The sequence below is a fragment of the Aminobacter sp. BE322 genome, assembly GCF_050433525.1.
Classification (GTDB): Bacteria; Pseudomonadota; Alphaproteobacteria; order Rhizobiales; family Rhizobiaceae; genus Aminobacter.
Genome location: NZ_JBNPXB010000024.1, coordinates 41,966 through 55,094, shown reverse-complemented (window position 1 = coordinate 55,094; position 13,129 = coordinate 41,966). Strand labels below are relative to the sequence as shown.

General features: G+C 65.7%; 15 protein-coding genes and 1 other RNA gene. 10 read left to right on the top strand and 6 right to left on the bottom strand.

Features of this window, described 5'->3' with window-relative positions; genetic code table 11:
- Positions 1 to 231 precede the first annotated feature (231 nt).
- On the bottom strand, positions 232 to 1,071 hold the full coding sequence (locus tag J2X50_RS22825) for an AAA family ATPase (protein ID WP_429098273.1): 840 nt from the start codon (positions 1,069 to 1,071) through the stop codon (positions 232 to 234).
- Between the two features lie 226 nt (positions 1,072 to 1,297).
- Here J2X50_RS22825 and ssrS point away from each other — a divergent pair.
- From ssrS to J2X50_RS22805, 4 genes are all read left to right on the top strand, one after another.
- Positions 1,298 to 1,453, top strand: a non-coding RNA gene (gene ssrS / locus J2X50_RS22820) — 6S RNA.
- A 117-nt stretch (positions 1,454 to 1,570) separates the two neighbouring features.
- On the top strand, positions 1,571 to 2,158 hold the full coding sequence (locus tag J2X50_RS22815) for a 5-formyltetrahydrofolate cyclo-ligase (protein ID WP_429098271.1): 588 nt from the start codon (positions 1,571 to 1,573) through the stop codon (positions 2,156 to 2,158).
- An 8-nt stretch (positions 2,159 to 2,166) separates the two neighbouring features.
- Positions 2,167 to 2,991, top strand: a complete 825-nt coding sequence (locus J2X50_RS22810) for a TIGR00282 family metallophosphoesterase (protein ID WP_340037874.1) — start codon at positions 2,167 to 2,169, stop codon at positions 2,989 to 2,991.
- Between the two features lie 117 nt (positions 2,992 to 3,108).
- Positions 3,109 to 3,873 carry a TerC family protein gene (locus tag J2X50_RS22805; RefSeq protein ID WP_429098269.1) on the top strand — a complete coding sequence of 255 codons (765 nt, stop codon included), beginning with the start codon at positions 3,109 to 3,111 and terminating at the stop codon, positions 3,871 to 3,873.
- A 42-nt stretch (positions 3,874 to 3,915) separates the two neighbouring features.
- Here J2X50_RS22805 and J2X50_RS22800 read toward each other — a convergent pair whose 3' ends face one another.
- The gene (locus J2X50_RS22800; RefSeq protein WP_429098280.1) at positions 3,916 to 4,329 is read right to left on the bottom strand and encodes an SRPBCC family protein; all 414 of its coding nucleotides are present in this window, start codon (positions 4,327 to 4,329) and stop codon (positions 3,916 to 3,918) included.
- A gap of 42 nt (positions 4,330 to 4,371) precedes the next feature.
- Complete coding sequence (locus J2X50_RS22795) at positions 4,372 to 4,857, bottom strand: SRPBCC domain-containing protein (RefSeq protein WP_429098268.1); 486 nt, start codon at positions 4,855 to 4,857, stop codon at positions 4,372 to 4,374.
- 51 nt (positions 4,858 to 4,908) lie between these two features.
- On the opposite strand from J2X50_RS22795, the gene J2X50_RS22790 reads away from it, so the two are divergent.
- The gene (locus J2X50_RS22790; protein ID WP_429098266.1) at positions 4,909 to 5,232 is read left to right on the top strand and encodes an ArsR/SmtB family transcription factor; all 324 of its coding nucleotides are present in this window, start codon (positions 4,909 to 4,911) and stop codon (positions 5,230 to 5,232) included.
- Between the two features lie 51 nt (positions 5,233 to 5,283).
- Here J2X50_RS22790 and J2X50_RS22785 read toward each other — a convergent pair whose 3' ends face one another.
- Positions 5,284 to 6,285 carry a 2-hydroxyacid dehydrogenase gene (locus J2X50_RS22785; RefSeq protein WP_429098264.1) on the bottom strand — a complete coding sequence of 334 codons (1,002 nt, stop codon included), beginning with the start codon at positions 6,283 to 6,285 and terminating at the stop codon, positions 5,284 to 5,286.
- A gap of 171 nt (positions 6,286 to 6,456) precedes the next feature.
- Here J2X50_RS22785 and J2X50_RS22780 point away from each other — a divergent pair, with 171 nt between their 5' ends.
- On the top strand, positions 6,457 to 7,014 hold the full coding sequence (locus J2X50_RS22780; protein WP_429098262.1) for an SH3 domain-containing protein: 558 nt from the start codon (positions 6,457 to 6,459) through the stop codon (positions 7,012 to 7,014).
- 41 nt (positions 7,015 to 7,055) lie between these two features.
- Here the strand turns inward: J2X50_RS22780 and irrA are convergent, their stop codons facing one another.
- Complete coding sequence (gene irrA, locus J2X50_RS22775; RefSeq protein WP_429098261.1) at positions 7,056 to 7,460, bottom strand: iron response transcriptional regulator IrrA; 405 nt, start codon at positions 7,458 to 7,460, stop codon at positions 7,056 to 7,058.
- A 265-nt stretch (positions 7,461 to 7,725) separates the two neighbouring features.
- On the opposite strand from irrA, the gene fabA reads away from it, so the two are divergent.
- The 4 genes from fabA (at position 7,726) to J2X50_RS22755 (ending at position 11,946) form a co-directional block, all read left to right on the top strand.
- A complete protein-coding gene (gene fabA / locus J2X50_RS22770; protein WP_347966492.1) occupies positions 7,726 to 8,247 on the top strand; it encodes a 3-hydroxyacyl-[acyl-carrier-protein] dehydratase FabA in 522 nt (173 codons plus the stop codon).
- Between the two features lie 30 nt (positions 8,248 to 8,277).
- A complete protein-coding gene (fabB, locus tag J2X50_RS22765; protein ID WP_429098259.1) occupies positions 8,278 to 9,501 on the top strand; it encodes a beta-ketoacyl-ACP synthase I in 1,224 nt (407 codons plus the stop codon).
- Between the two features lie 10 nt (positions 9,502 to 9,511).
- The gene (fabI, locus tag J2X50_RS22760) at positions 9,512 to 10,324 is read left to right on the top strand and encodes an enoyl-ACP reductase FabI (protein ID WP_429098257.1); all 813 of its coding nucleotides are present in this window, start codon (positions 9,512 to 9,514) and stop codon (positions 10,322 to 10,324) included.
- A 95-nt stretch (positions 10,325 to 10,419) separates the two neighbouring features.
- Entirely contained in the window at positions 10,420 to 11,946 is a 1,527-nt protein-coding gene (locus J2X50_RS22755; protein WP_429098255.1) for a putative bifunctional diguanylate cyclase/phosphodiesterase, read from the top strand.
- 6 nt (positions 11,947 to 11,952) lie between these two features.
- Here J2X50_RS22755 and J2X50_RS22750 read toward each other — a convergent pair whose 3' ends face one another.
- Positions 11,953 to 12,966: a class I SAM-dependent methyltransferase gene (locus J2X50_RS22750; protein WP_429098253.1), complete on the bottom strand. Its 1,014-nt coding sequence runs from the start codon at positions 12,964 to 12,966 to the stop codon at positions 11,953 to 11,955.
- Between the last annotated feature and the right edge of the window lie 163 nt (positions 12,967 to 13,129).

Below are 13,129 nucleotides of genomic sequence, written 5' to 3'. Positions count from 1 at the left end.
GTCCTCGAACGGCATCCCGAACCCCCTCGCGCCATAGGCGCAAACCTGTTCGCGATGTCTTCGCACACCTGTTCGCGATGTCCCCGGTCCAAACACCCACAAGGGGGAGGGGGACTTGGTCGAGGCCCGGCTAATGACTATCGCGATCCCTGCCGGCGGAGGGAGGGTCCCCCTCCCCCTTGTGGAGAGGGGTTAGGGGTGGGGGTCCCCTTCTCAAAGCAGCCCGCCAGTTCACCCCTGCCGTCTGGCCATGAAAGCCAGCCGTTCGAACAGGTGCACGTCCTGCTCGTTCTTGAGCAGGGCGCCGTGCATCTTGGGCAGGGCGTTCCTGGGGTCGCCGCGCAGGTCCTCGGGCGCCACGTCGTCGGCGACGAGCAGGCGGATCCAGTCGAGCGCCTCCGACGTCGAGGGCTTCTTCTTGAGGCCCGCGGTCTCGCGGATCTCGTAGAACTGGGTGAGTGCGGCCCGCACGAGATTCTGTTTGATCCCGGGATAATGGACCTCGACGATCCGGTGCAGCGTCTCGACGTCGGGGAAGCGGATGTAGTGGAAGAAGCAGCGGCGCAGGAAGGCGTCCGGCAGCTCCTTCTCGTTGTTCGAGGTGATGATGACGATGGGGCGAACCTTGGCGCGCACCGTCTCGCCGGTCTCGTAGACGAAGAACTCCATGCGGTCGAGTTCCTGCAGAAGGTCGTTGGGGAACTCGATGTCGGCCTTGTCGATCTCGTCGATCAGGAGCACGACCTTCTTCTCCGCGGCGAAGGCGTCCCACAGCTTGCCGCGCTTGATGTAGTTGCCGATGTCGTTGAAGCGGTCGTCGCCGAGCTGGCTGTCGCGCAGCCGCGACACGGCGTCATATTCGTAGAGCCCCTGCTGCGCCCTGGTGGTGGACTTGACGTTCCACTCGATCATCTCGAGGCCGAGGCCGGCGGCGACCTGGCGGGCGAGCTCGGTCTTGCCGGTGCCGGGCTCGCCCTTGACCAGCAGCGGCCGCTCCAGCGCGATCGCCGCGTTGACCGCCACCATCAGATCCTTGTCGGCGACATAGGCCGCCGTTCCTTCGAAGCGCATGCGAAACTCCAGATTTCTTGCCGGCGACACTAGGGAGGTGCGGGCGGTGGGGCAAGGTGAACTGCAACCGGCGATCAACGTCGCGATCCTTCGCACCCCCCTCTGCCCTGCCGGGCAGAGGGGGGTGGGGGGGGGTGGGAGGGATCGCGCCCGGCGCCGCAAATATCGTTGCACGGCAAGCCGCATCGCCATGGCGCATCGCGAGGAGAGCGCCTATATTGGCATCGACGGTCTGCGCCTCGCGGCAGGAGAGCATTTTCCCCGGGGCCTTAACGATCCTTAGGGAGCTGTCCCTGGGAGGACCCGTGGGTTCTTCCATACGGCGCCCACCTACTTTGTAGGTCTCCGGGATCGACTTCTCCACCGGTCGTGTGGATCGTCACTTCCCCATCCGGATAAAACCTGCCCACCCACGCCCGATTCGCGGCGCCTTCGACGTTGCCGTTGCGGTAGCCGGTGTGCCAAACACTGGCGACGACAGAGAACGGGGCACACCGGCATGACCTCACATCGCGACATCAAGAAGAACCTGCGCAAGCAAGCGCTCGCGCGCCGCGACGCGCTAGACGAGTTCTGGCGCATCGAGGCCTCGCTCGAAATGGCCGAGATGGCCCGCGACAACATATCGATCGAACCCGGCACGGTCGTTTCCGGGTTCTGGCCGATGCGCTCGGAGGTCGACGTGCGGCCGATGATGTTTGCGCTGCGCGAGCACGGCGCGCGGCTGTGCCTGCCGGCGATCCTCGACAAGACCACCATCGTCTTCCGCGAACTCGTGCACGGCGCACCGATGGTCGACATGGGCTTCGGCACCGTCGGGCCGCACGAGGAGGCCCAGGTGCTCGACCCCGACGTCATGCTGGTACCGCTGGCCGCCTTCGACGCCCGCGGCCATCGCATCGGCTACGGCGCCGGCTATTACGACCGGGCGATCGCCAAGCTGCAGGACAAGGGCAAGGAGCCGCGGCTCGTCGGCATCGCCTTCGACTGCCAGGAGGTCGAGCGGGTACCGGACGAAAACCATGACGTCATCATCCCCGAAATCCTGACCGAAAGCGGGTTGCGTCGCTTCGCCCCTGAATTGTAGATGAGGTCATGCGACTTCTTTTTCTCGGCGACATGGTGGGCAAGTCGGGCCGCACGGCGGTCTGGGAGCAATTGCCCGGCCTGATTTCGGATTTCCGGCTCGATTTCGTCATCGTCAACGGCGAGAACGCCGCCGGCGGCTTCGGCATCACCGAGGAGATCTTCCGCGAGACGATCAATGCCGGCGCAGACGTGGTGACCACCGGCAACCACGTCTGGGACCAGCGCGAGGCGCTGACGTTCGCGCCGCGCGAGGAGCGCTTCCTGCGTCCGGCGAATTTTCCCAAGGGCACGCCGGGCCGTGGCTCGGGCGTCTACATCGCCAGGAACGGCGCGCGCGTGCTGGTTTCCAACATCATGGGCCGGGTGTTCATGCATCCCGAACTCGACGACCCGTTCCAGGCCGGCGAGCGCGAACTGGCCGCCTGCCCGCTGGGCGAGCAGGCCGACGCGGTGGTCATCGACTTCCACGCCGAGGCGACGAGCGAGAAGATGTGCTTCGCCCATTTCGTCGACGGCCGCGCCAGCCTGGTCGTCGGAACCCACACCCACCAGCCGACCGCCGACCACCAGATCCTCAACGGCGGCACCGCCTACCTGACCGACGCCGGCATGTGCGGCGACTATGATTCCTCGCTCGGCATGGACAAGGAGGAGCCGCTGAACCGCTTCCTGTCGAAGGTGCCGAAGGGCCGCTTCGAGGCCGCCCATGGCCCGGCCACCATCTGCGGCGTCGGCGTCGACATCTCCGACCGGACGGGCCTCGCCGAGCGCATCGCGCCATTGCGCCGCGGGCCGCGGCTCGAAGAAACCGTCCCGTTTTTCTGGTCCTGACATTGACGCGCGGCCGGTGGATGCCTACTTGCCCGCCCATCGTCAGCAGATGTTAGAGCGGCCGCAACGCCGCTCGTTTGCCATTCTGACCACTTCATAAGGACTGGGGACACTTAGATGATGGAATTTTTGACACCGTATATCGGCTTCATCAACGATCCCACCGCCTGGGTGGCGCTGCTGACCCTGGTGGTGCTCGAGGTCGTGCTCGGCATCGACAACCTGATCTTCATCTCGATCCTGACCAACAAGCTGCCCGAACAGCAAAGGGCTTCGGCGCGGCGGCTGGGCATCGGCGCCGCGCTGATCATGCGACTGGTGCTGCTTGCCACGATCTCCTTCATCGTCGCTCTGACGGCGCCGGTCTTCACCGCATTCGGCAACGATTTCTCCTGGCGCGACCTCATCCTCATCGCCGGCGGCCTGTTCCTCGTCTGGAAGGCGACCAAGGAGATCCACCATTCGGTCGACCCCGAGGACCACAAGGACGACATGGTCTCGCGCACGCTGCAGCTGTCGCTGGGCGGCGCCATCTTCCAGATCCTGGTGCTCGACCTGGTGTTCTCGATCGATTCGATCATCACCGCCGTCGGCATGACCGACGAGATCGGCATCATGTACATCGCCGTCATCGTCGCGGTTTCGGTGATGCTCTTGGCCGCGACCCCGCTCGCCAAGTTCATCGAGAAGAACCCGACCATCGTGATGCTGGCGCTGGGCTTCCTGCTGATGATCGGCATGACGCTGATCGCCGACGGCTTCGGCTTCCACGTGCCGAAGGGCTACATCTACGCGGCCATGGGTTTCTCGGCGCTGGTCGAGGGCCTGAACATGCTGCAGCGGAACCGGGCGCGGAAGCGCCAGGGCACCGGCGGCCACTGACGACACACGGAGCGGCGGGCGAAATGCCCGCCGTTCTCCGTTTCAGGTGGCGGCAAGCCCTGCGGCATGGGCCGCGAGATTGTCGAGGTGATGCCGCCAGCCGGCGGCGTGGTCGGCCATGAGCGGCGCGCGACGGCCGGCCGGGTGGACCTGCCAGCCGTCATGGACCAGCCCGACGCGGGCGCCCGCGGGCGCTTCGGAGACGGCGAAGGCGACGGTGGTCGCGCCCGGCCAGTCGTCGTCGGCCCAGCTCAGCAGGAGGCGCGCCGGCGGCTCGAAGGCGAGCACGCGGCCCGAGGTCACCACCTCGCGGCTGCCGTTGCTCCAGGTTTCGCGGAAGCTGCCGCCCAGGACGGGCTCCAGCGTCGCGTAGGCGCCCCACCAGCGGGCGATATGGGCGTTGTCGGTGATCAGCGACCAGGCGATTTCGGCCGGCACCGGCAGGTCGACCGACAGCCTTATGCCTTTTGCCGGGTCTTCGGCTCCCGCACCAGGCGATCATTTGCGTTCGCTGGTGGTCGGCAGTTCGCCGCGCATCTCGCTCGGATAAAAACCCTCGCGCAGGTTGATGCCGTATTCGAGCCAGGCCTTCATCGCCGACAGCATCTCGGCCCAGCCCTCGCAATTGCCGTAGGACGCCTTGCGGCCGACCTCGTCCTCGACCCAGCCGGATTCCGAGATGGTGACGAAGGTCGAACCGTCCTCGAGCACCTCGAAGCCCATCTCGATCCTGGTCTTGTAGGCCGGCTGGCCTTGGGCCACTTCGGCATCCCAGCGCAGCACGATGCGCTTGTCCCGTTCTACCGCCTCGACCTCGACCGGCACCGAGCCCCACCAGGTGACGGTGGTGCTGGTGACAAGCGGCGCGCTGGCGCCGCGGATGGTGGTGAAATAGGCGCTGAGCTTCTTCGGATTGACGACGGCGTCGAACACCTCGTGGACGGGCTTGGCGATGCGGCCCGAGACCTTGAACCCCAGGGACATTGGAACCTCCTTCTGCTTGCACCCGGGAACAATATGTTATAAAAACATAACATGTCAACCGAATCGAAAGACGACAATGTTTTCAAGGCCCTGGCTCATCCGCGCCGGCGCCTGATGCTCGATTGCCTGAAGGATGGCCCGCTGACGACGGGGGCCCTGTGCGAGCGCTTCGACGACATGGACCGCTGCACCGTGATGCAGCATCTGAAGGTTCTGGAAGATGCCGAGCTGGTGGTGGCGAGACGCGAGGGGCGAGAGCGCTGGAACCACCTCAACTCGATGCCGATCAAGGAGATCCACGACCGCTGGATCGGCGAATACGCCAGCCACGCCATGTCGATACTGGACCGGCTGAAGCGCGACCTGGAGGGCTGAGGGCGCGGGCTCCCTCAGCGGGCATAGGCAGAGCCCTGGCCGGTGGCGCCGTCAGGTCCGCAGCGGCAGGACGCGGTCCGGCGGCCGGTGCCCGTCGACATGGGCGCGGATGTTGATGATGACCTTCTCGCCCATGTCGATGCGGCCTTCGATGGTGGCCGAGCCCATGTGCGGCAACAGCACCACCTTGCCCTTGGCGGCGAGCTTGAGCAGCTTCGGGTTGACCGCCGGCTCGTGCTCGAACACGTCGAGCGCAGCGCCCGCGAGCTTGCCGTCCTGCAGCATCTTGACCAGCGCTTCCTCGTCGATGATGTCGCCGCGGGCGATGTTGACGAGATAGGCGTGCGGCTGCATCAGGGCCAGCCTGCGGCCCGAAAGCAGGTGGAAGGTTGCCGGCGTCGACGGACAGTTGATCGAGATGATGTCCATGCGGGCAAGCATCTGGTCGAGGCTTTCCCAATAGGTCGCCTCCAGCTCGTCCTCCACCGACTGCAGCACGCGGTGGCGGTTATGGTAGTGGATAGAGAGCCCGAAGGCCTTGGCGCGGCGGGCGACGGCCGTACCGATGCGTCCCATGCCGACGATGCCCAGGCGCTTGCCCCAGATGCGGCGGCCAAGCATCCAGGTGGGCGACCAGCCGGCCCATTTCTTCTCGCTGGTGAGGATGTTGGCACCCTCCGTCAGCCGGCGCGGCGCCGCCAGCATCAGCGCCATGGTCATGTCGGCCGTATCTTCGGTGAGCACGTTCGGCGTGTTGGTGACGGTGATGCCGCGCTTGGCGGCGGCGGTGACGTCGATCTTGTCGACGCCGTTGCCGAAATTGGCGATCAGCTTGAGGTTGGGACCGGCCTGTTCGATCAGCGCCGCGTCGATCGTGTCGGTGACGGTCGGCACCAGCACGTCGGCTTCCCTCACCGCCGCGACAAGCTCCGGCTGCGTCATGGGCCGGTCGTCGACGTTGAGCCGAGCGTCGAACAGCTCGCGCATGCGCGTCTCCACCGGGTCCGGCAGCTTGCGCGTGATGACGACGAGAGGCTTTTTCCGGCCGGTCATGCTTTCCTCGACGAAGATCCCGTTGAGACCTCTTTAACCAAGAGCGGTGAAACTGGAAACCAGTCACCGGACGGGAATCTGTGTAACAAGCAGCGCCGCCGAAGACAAAGAAAAAGGGGCGCCCGTTGGCCGCAGAGCCAAGGGCGCGGAGATCAAATAGAGGTTACACAGGTGTCTGGTTTCGCGTCGCTTCGTTTGGCCGTCTGCGCAGCACTGGTCGGTCTGGCCCTGGTTTCGCCGAATGCCGGTTTCATCGCCGAGGCGGGTGCGGCGCAGGACAGCCGGATCGGCCCGAGCGGCCTGCCGCTGCCGCGATTCGTCAGCCTCAAGGCCGCCAAGGTCAATTCGCGTGTCGGCCCCGGCGTCACCTACGCGGTGGACTGGATGTACCTCAAGTCCGGCCTGCCGATGGAGATCATCCAGGAATACGACAACTGGCGTCGCGTCCGCGACGCAGACGGTGCCGAGAGCTGGATCAACCAGTCGATGCTGTCGGGCCATCGCACCGCGATCGCCGCCCCCTGGCAGCGCGGCAAGGACGCCCAGATCACCCTGCTCTCCGAGCCCGAGAAGAACGCACGTACCGTCGCCCTCATCGAGCCCGGCGTCGTCGGCTCGATCAAGCGCTGCAACGGCGAATGGTGCGAGATGACCTTCTCCGGCAAGGATGGCTGGCTCGCCCAGTCGCAGCTCTGGGGCGCCTATCCCGGCGAGACGATCGACAACTGAGGGATTGCCCGGAAGCGGGCTGCCCGGGCCTGTCGGTACGATCAGGCGGAGCGCTTGGAGCGCAGCCTCACCACGATGTCGACATTGGCGATCTCCATGCCTTCCGGCGGTTCCGGCAGGTTGGAGACGGTGACCGCGCTCGACTCGATGTCGAACACCCGGTTCTCGCCCTCGACGTAGAAGTGGTGGTGGTCCGAGGTGTTGGTGTCGAAGTAGGTCTTCGCCCCCTCGACGGCCAGGATGCGCAGCAGGCCGGCCTCGGTGAACTGGTGCAGCGAATTGTAGACGGTGGCGAGCGACACCGGCACGCCGGCGTTCAGAGCTTCCTCGTGCAGCTCCTCGGCCGACAGATGACGGTCACCCTTGGCGAACAGAAGTTCAGCCAGCGCGATGCGCTGCCGCGTGGGCCTCAGCCCCGCGTCGCGGACGCGCGTTTCCACAGCCATGCATGCCTTGCGGGAGTCCACCTGTCGCCTCGCCGAAGTTCGCCTTTTTCACCCATACCAAGCCCGCCGAGCCCGGATATCCTGCCGGCTAGCCATTTTCGACATATATTCGGTAGCTCACATGCGATCAATAGCGCGCATTGACCGGGGCAGATGGTCGCGCTAAGCGCAAACGCCGGTTTCCGGCTGGAGACAGTCTGTGCTAGTGAGAGCACACAAGAAGGGCGTGACGCCGCCCGAAATCTTTGCGACGGGGAAGGTATTCATGGCCGATCAGAAATCCAGCTACGGCTACGAGGAACTGCTGGCCTGTGCCCGCGGCGAACTGTTCGGACCCGGCAATGCCCAGCTGCCTGCTCCGCCGATGCTGATGTTCGATCGCATCACCGAAATCAGCGAGACCGGCGGCGAATTCGACAAGGGCTTCGTCCGTGCCGAGTTCGACATCAGGCCGGACCTCTGGTTCTTCCCCTGCCATTTCATCGGCAATCCCATCATGCCGGGCTGCCTCGGCCTCGACGCCATGTGGCAGCTGACCGGCTTCTACCTCGGCTGGCTCGGCGAGCAGGGCAAGGGCATGGCGCTCTCCACCGGCGAGGTGAAGTTCAAGGGCATGGTCACGCCTTCGGTCAAGAAGGTCGAATACGGCATCGACTTCAAGCGCGTCATGCGCGGCCGCCTGGTGCTGGGCATCGCCGATGGCTGGTTGAAGGCCGACGGCGAACCTATCTACAAGGCCATAGACCTCAAGGTCGGGCTCTCGAAGCAGGAAACTGCGGCCGCCTGATTGGCCCCATACACTGGACCGGAGATTTTCATGAGACGTGTCGTCGTAACGGGCCTTGGCATCGTATCGTCCATCGGCAACAACGCCGACGAGGTGACAGCTTCACTGCGTGACGCCAAGTCCGGCATCAGCTTCTCCGAATCCTTCGCCGAGCACGGCTTCAAGTGCCAGGTCTGGGGTGCGCCCAACCTCGACACGACCGACCTGGTCGACCGCCGTGCCGCGCGCTTCCTGTCACAGGGCGGCATGTGGAACCATGTCGCGATGAAGCAAGCGATCGCCGACAGCGGCCTCGAGGAAAGCGTCATCTCCGGCAACCCGCGCACCGGCATCATCATGGGCTCTGGCGGTCCGTCGACCCGCACCATCGTCGAGGCCGCCGAGATCACGCAGAAGAACAACAGCCCGAAGCGCATCGGGCCGTTCGCCGTGCCGAAGGCGATGTCCTCGACAGCCTCGGCGACGCTCGCCACCTGGTTCAAGATCCACGGCGTCAACTACTCGATCTCGTCGGCCTGCTCGACCTCGGCGCATTGCATCGGCAACGCCGCCGAGATGATCCAGTGGGGCAAGCAGGACGTCATGTTCGCCGGCGGCCACGAAGACCTCGACTGGACGATGTCGAACCTGTTCGACGCCATGGGCGCCATGGCGTCCAAGTACAACGACCGCGCCTCGGTCGCCTCGCGCGCCTATGACGTCAACCGCGACGGCTTCGTCATTGCCGGCGGCGCCGGCGTGCTGGTGCTCGAGGAGCTCGAACACGCCAAGGCGCGCGGCGCCAAGATCTATTGCGAGCTGGTCGGCTACGGCGCGACCTCCGACGGCTACGACATGGTCGCCCCCTCGGGCGAAGGCGCCATGCGCTGCATGCGCCAGGCGCTGTCGACGGTGAAGGGCCCGGTCGACTACATCAACACCCACGGCACCTCGACGCCGGTGGGCGATTCGAAGGAAATGGGCGCGATCCGCGAGGTGTTCGGCGACAAGATGCCGAACATCACCTCCACCAAGTCGCTGACCGGCCACTCGCTGGGCGCCGCCGGCGTGCAGGAATCGATCTACTCGATCCTGATGATGCAGGGCGGCTTCATCGGCGAAAGCGCCCATATCGAAGAGCTGGATCCGGAATTCGAAGGCATGCCGATCGTGCGCAAGCGCATCGACAACGCCAAGATCGACACCGTTCTGTCCAATTCCTTCGGCTTCGGCGGCACCAACGCCACGCTCGTTTTCCAGCGCCTCTCCGCATAGGGACACCAATATGGACGGACTGATGAAGGGCAAGCGCGGGCTCATCATGGGCGTCGCGAATGACCACTCCATTGCCTGGGGCATTGCCCAGAAGCTCGCCGAGCACGGCGCCGAGTTGGCCTTCACCTATCAGGGCGAAGCCTTCGGCCGCCGCGTCAAGCCGCTGGCCGAGAAGGTTGGCGCCGAGATCCTGGTGCCCTGCGACGTCGAGGACAGCGCATTGGTGGCGGCTGCCTTCGAGACGCTGAAGGAAAAGTGGGGCGGCATCGACTTCCTGGTGCACGCCATCGGCTTCTCCGACAAGAACGAGCTCAAGGGCCTCTACGCCGACACCACGCGCGAGAACTTCGTCCGCACCATGGTGATCTCCTGCTTCTCCTTCACCGAAGTGGCGAAGCACGCGGCAGCCCTGATGAACGAGGGCGGCTCGATGATCACGCTGACCTATGCCGGCTCGGTGCGCGTCATGCCCAACTACAACGTCATGGGCGTGGCCAAGGCCGGCCTCGAGGCCAGCGTACGCTATCTCGCCAACGACTACGGCCCGCGTGGCATCCGCATCAACGGCATCTCCGCCGGTCCGGTGCGCACGCTTGCCGGCGCCGGCATCTCGGATGCGCGCCACATGTTCTCCTACCAGCAGCGCAATTCGCCGCTGCGCCGCACCGTCACCATCGACGAGGTCGGCGGCTCGGCGCTCTACCTTTTGTCGGACCTGTCTTCGGGCGTCACCGGCGAGATCCACTATGTCGATTCGGGCTACCACATCGTCTCGATGCCGACGCTGGACGAACTCAAGCAGATGGACGGCGGCCGCGACTGAGAAATCGGCCGTTCGCTAAAATTGTAGACATTCGCAGCAAGCGACCTTAACTCGCGAGTCGGTAGAAAAACCGCGCAAGTTGGGAAACGCTACGCATGCCTGCCGCCAGGAACCCCAGCCGGAGCAAGTTGTTTCGGCTCGTGACGATCGCCAGTTCGGGGCTGGGCGCCTTCGTATTATCGGTATGGGGCATGCGCTACGTGTTCGGCGGCCAGGTTGCCGGCCTGCAGGGCGAGACGGTCGCCGCCATCATCGCCGCGCTATGCGCACTGGCCGCCTCGATCGCCTCCATGTCGTTCTTCGCCGGCGTCGACGAATCCGCCGACTACGTCTTCAACGAAACCAATTTCGACAAGCTGACCGGGCTGTTGGCCCGCACCGCCATGGTCGGCAAGATCGCCGAGGCCGCCTCGGCCACCGCGCGCACCGGCAGGCCGGTGTTCCTGATCGACGTCGACATCGACCGCTTCAAGCAGATCAACGATGCCATCGGCTATTGCAACGGCGACGCGCTGATCCGCGCCTTCACCGAGCGGCTGACGGCCGCCTTGCCACGCGACGTGGTGGTGGGACGCATCGGCGCCGGCGAGTTCGCCATCCTCTGCCCCGACAGCCAGGTCGACGGATCGCTGGAAGCCACCATCGAGCGGGTCATCGAAGACCTGATGCGGCCCTATCCGCTGCCCTCCCACGTCCAGTCGGTGAACGTCTCGATCGGCGTGGTGGCGATGCCCAAGGATGGCTACGACCCCGTCCAGCTGCTGCGCCGCTCGAACCTCGCGCTGCAGAACGCCCGTGCCAGCGGCATCGGCAGCTGGGCCGTGTTCCAGCCGGACATGGGCAAGGTCGCCGAACAGCGCCAGTGGGTGGAATCGGAGCTGCACGTCGCGCTGGAGCGCGGCGACTTCGACCTGCACTACCAGCCGCAGCTGGACCTCGCGGCGGGCCGCATCGTCGGCTACGAGGCGCTGATCCGCTGGCACCACCCCGAGCGCGGCATGATCCCCCCGTCCGATTTCATCTCCGTCGCCGAGGAGACAGGCATGATCGCGCCGATCGGCGAGTGGGTGCTGCGCAAGGCCTGCACCGACGCCCGGCTGTTGCCGGACGATTGCTTCGTGGCCGTCAACATCTCGCCGGTGCAGTTCATGACCCGCGATTTCGTCGGCCTGGTCGCCAAGACCATCACCGACACGGGCATCGAGCCCAGGCGCCTGGAACTCGAGCTGACCGAATCGGCGATGATGCAGGATCGCGACCGGGCGGCGGAAATCCTCAAGCAGCTGACCGCCATGGGCATTTCGGTGGCCGTCGACGATTTCGGCACCGGCTATTCGAACCTCGCCTATCTGATCGACTTCAACTTCCACAAGCTCAAGATCGACCGCGCCTTCGTCAGCCGCATGGAGACGGACACGAATTCGGGCGCCGTGGTGTCGACCATCGTCGGGCTTTCGCGCGCGCTTGGCGTGCGCACCATCGCCGAAGGCGTGGAAACCGAGACCCAGGCGACGCTGCTGCGCGCGGCAGGCTGCCAGGTCGTGCAGGGCTATCTGTTCGGCCGCCCCGCCCCGCTGGTGCTCAACCAGGTGCCGGCCGCCCAGACGGCGAGCCTGCACTGATCGCCCTCAGCGACGCGCCGTCCAGACCCTGAAGCCGTTCTCCACCGCCAGCTCCTGATGCCAGGCGAAGGCCCCCGCCAGCACCGGCTGGTAGGGCAGATGCCGGTTGGCGACCATGAACAGCCGCCCGCCCGGCTTGAGCGCGGCTGATGCCGCGCGGATCATGCGCTGGCCGATCTCGGGATCGGCGTCGCGGTCCTGGTGGAAAGGCGGGTTCATCACCACCACGTCATAGCGGCGCTCGACCGGCTCCCTGGCGAGGTCGCGCCAGAAGAAGCCCGGCTCGACCGAGCCGGCGGGCACGTTAGCCCTGGCCGCCTCCAGCGCCTCGTAGTCGGCCTCGAAGAGGTCGAGCGCCTTGAGCTCCTTCGTGCGCGCGAAAACCTCGGCCGCGACATAACCCCAGCCGGCGCAGAAGTCGGCGACGGCACCCTTGATGTCGGCCGGCAGATGCTCGACCAGGAGCCTGGAACCGGTGTCGACGCGGTCGAACGAGAACATGCCGGGCGCGGCGCGGAACCGGCCATCGACCAGGGTTTCGGGATTGTCCGCGCGGAGTGCTGCCGCAGCGGCGACTGCTGCCTCGTCACGGCGGAACCAGAACGCCGCGCCGTGATATTTGGGCAGGTGGTCGACGATGTCGACGAGGCCGCCGATCCGTTTGCGCAGGCTGGCGATGCCGTCGTCCTTGCCGCCGGCGACGGCGATCAGCCCACCCTCGCCCGTGCGCTCGATTGCGTCGGCGATGCGCAGCTCGTTGAGGCCGCGATGACGGCCGGCAAGCACCAGGGCAAGGTCATAGCCTTCGCCCTCGGCGCGCGGGGCGACGTCGTGCCCGGAGCCCTGCAGCGACAGGAACTGGGGGCGAAAGCCCTGGACGAGCTTGAGCCCGGCGCCAAAACCGTCCGGCAGCCTGAACCCCGGCTCGGCGCCAAGAAACAGCGCGCGTGAACCCTTCGCCGGCAACGGCAGCGCCTCGGCCTCGAACGGATAGAACAGGGTTTTCAGTGCATCGCGCATTTGAGTTCCTAGGCTTCGTCCTCGATGCGCTGGCTCTCGCCCCTCCCCCAACGGGAGAGGGTGGCCGAGCGAAGCGGAGGTGAGTGACGGCCATATATTGCAGACCTACCCGCAAAGCAAAACGGGCGCGACCTTACGGCCGCGCCCGCCTCATATCGGCTGT

What these genes read in the sequence shown, in the direction of transcription:
- J2X50_RS22785 (WP_429098264.1), bottom strand. Translation starts at nt 6,285, where the DNA reads ATGACCGGCCGGAAAAAGCCTCTCGTCGTCATCACGCGCAAGCTGCCG.
- J2X50_RS22790 (WP_429098266.1), top strand. Translation starts at nt 4,909, where the DNA reads ATGTCAACCGAATCGAAAGACGACAATGTTTTCAAGGCCCTGGCTCAT.
- fabI (WP_429098257.1), top strand. Translation starts at nt 9,512, where the DNA reads ATGGACGGACTGATGAAGGGCAAGCGCGGGCTCATCATGGGCGTCGCG.
- J2X50_RS22810 (WP_340037874.1), top strand. Translation starts at nt 2,167, where the DNA reads ATGCGACTTCTTTTTCTCGGCGACATGGTGGGCAAGTCGGGCCGCACG.
- J2X50_RS22805 (WP_429098269.1), top strand. Translation starts at nt 3,109, where the DNA reads ATGATGGAATTTTTGACACCGTATATCGGCTTCATCAACGATCCCACC.
- J2X50_RS22795 (WP_429098268.1), bottom strand. Translation starts at nt 4,857, where the DNA reads ATGTCCCTGGGGTTCAAGGTCTCGGGCCGCATCGCCAAGCCCGTCCAC.
- irrA (WP_429098261.1), bottom strand. Translation starts at nt 7,460, where the DNA reads ATGGCTGTGGAAACGCGCGTCCGCGACGCGGGGCTGAGGCCCACGCGG.
- J2X50_RS22815 (WP_429098271.1), top strand. Translation starts at nt 1,571, where the DNA reads ATGACCTCACATCGCGACATCAAGAAGAACCTGCGCAAGCAAGCGCTC.
- fabB (WP_429098259.1), top strand. Translation starts at nt 8,278, where the DNA reads ATGAGACGTGTCGTCGTAACGGGCCTTGGCATCGTATCGTCCATCGGC.
- fabA (WP_347966492.1), top strand. Translation starts at nt 7,726, where the DNA reads ATGGCCGATCAGAAATCCAGCTACGGCTACGAGGAACTGCTGGCCTGT.
- J2X50_RS22825 (WP_429098273.1), bottom strand. Translation starts at nt 1,071, where the DNA reads ATGCGCTTCGAAGGAACGGCGGCCTATGTCGCCGACAAGGATCTGATG.
- J2X50_RS22750 (WP_429098253.1), bottom strand. Translation starts at nt 12,966, where the DNA reads ATGCGCGATGCACTGAAAACCCTGTTCTATCCGTTCGAGGCCGAGGCG.
- J2X50_RS22755 (WP_429098255.1), top strand. Translation starts at nt 10,420, where the DNA reads ATGCCTGCCGCCAGGAACCCCAGCCGGAGCAAGTTGTTTCGGCTCGTG.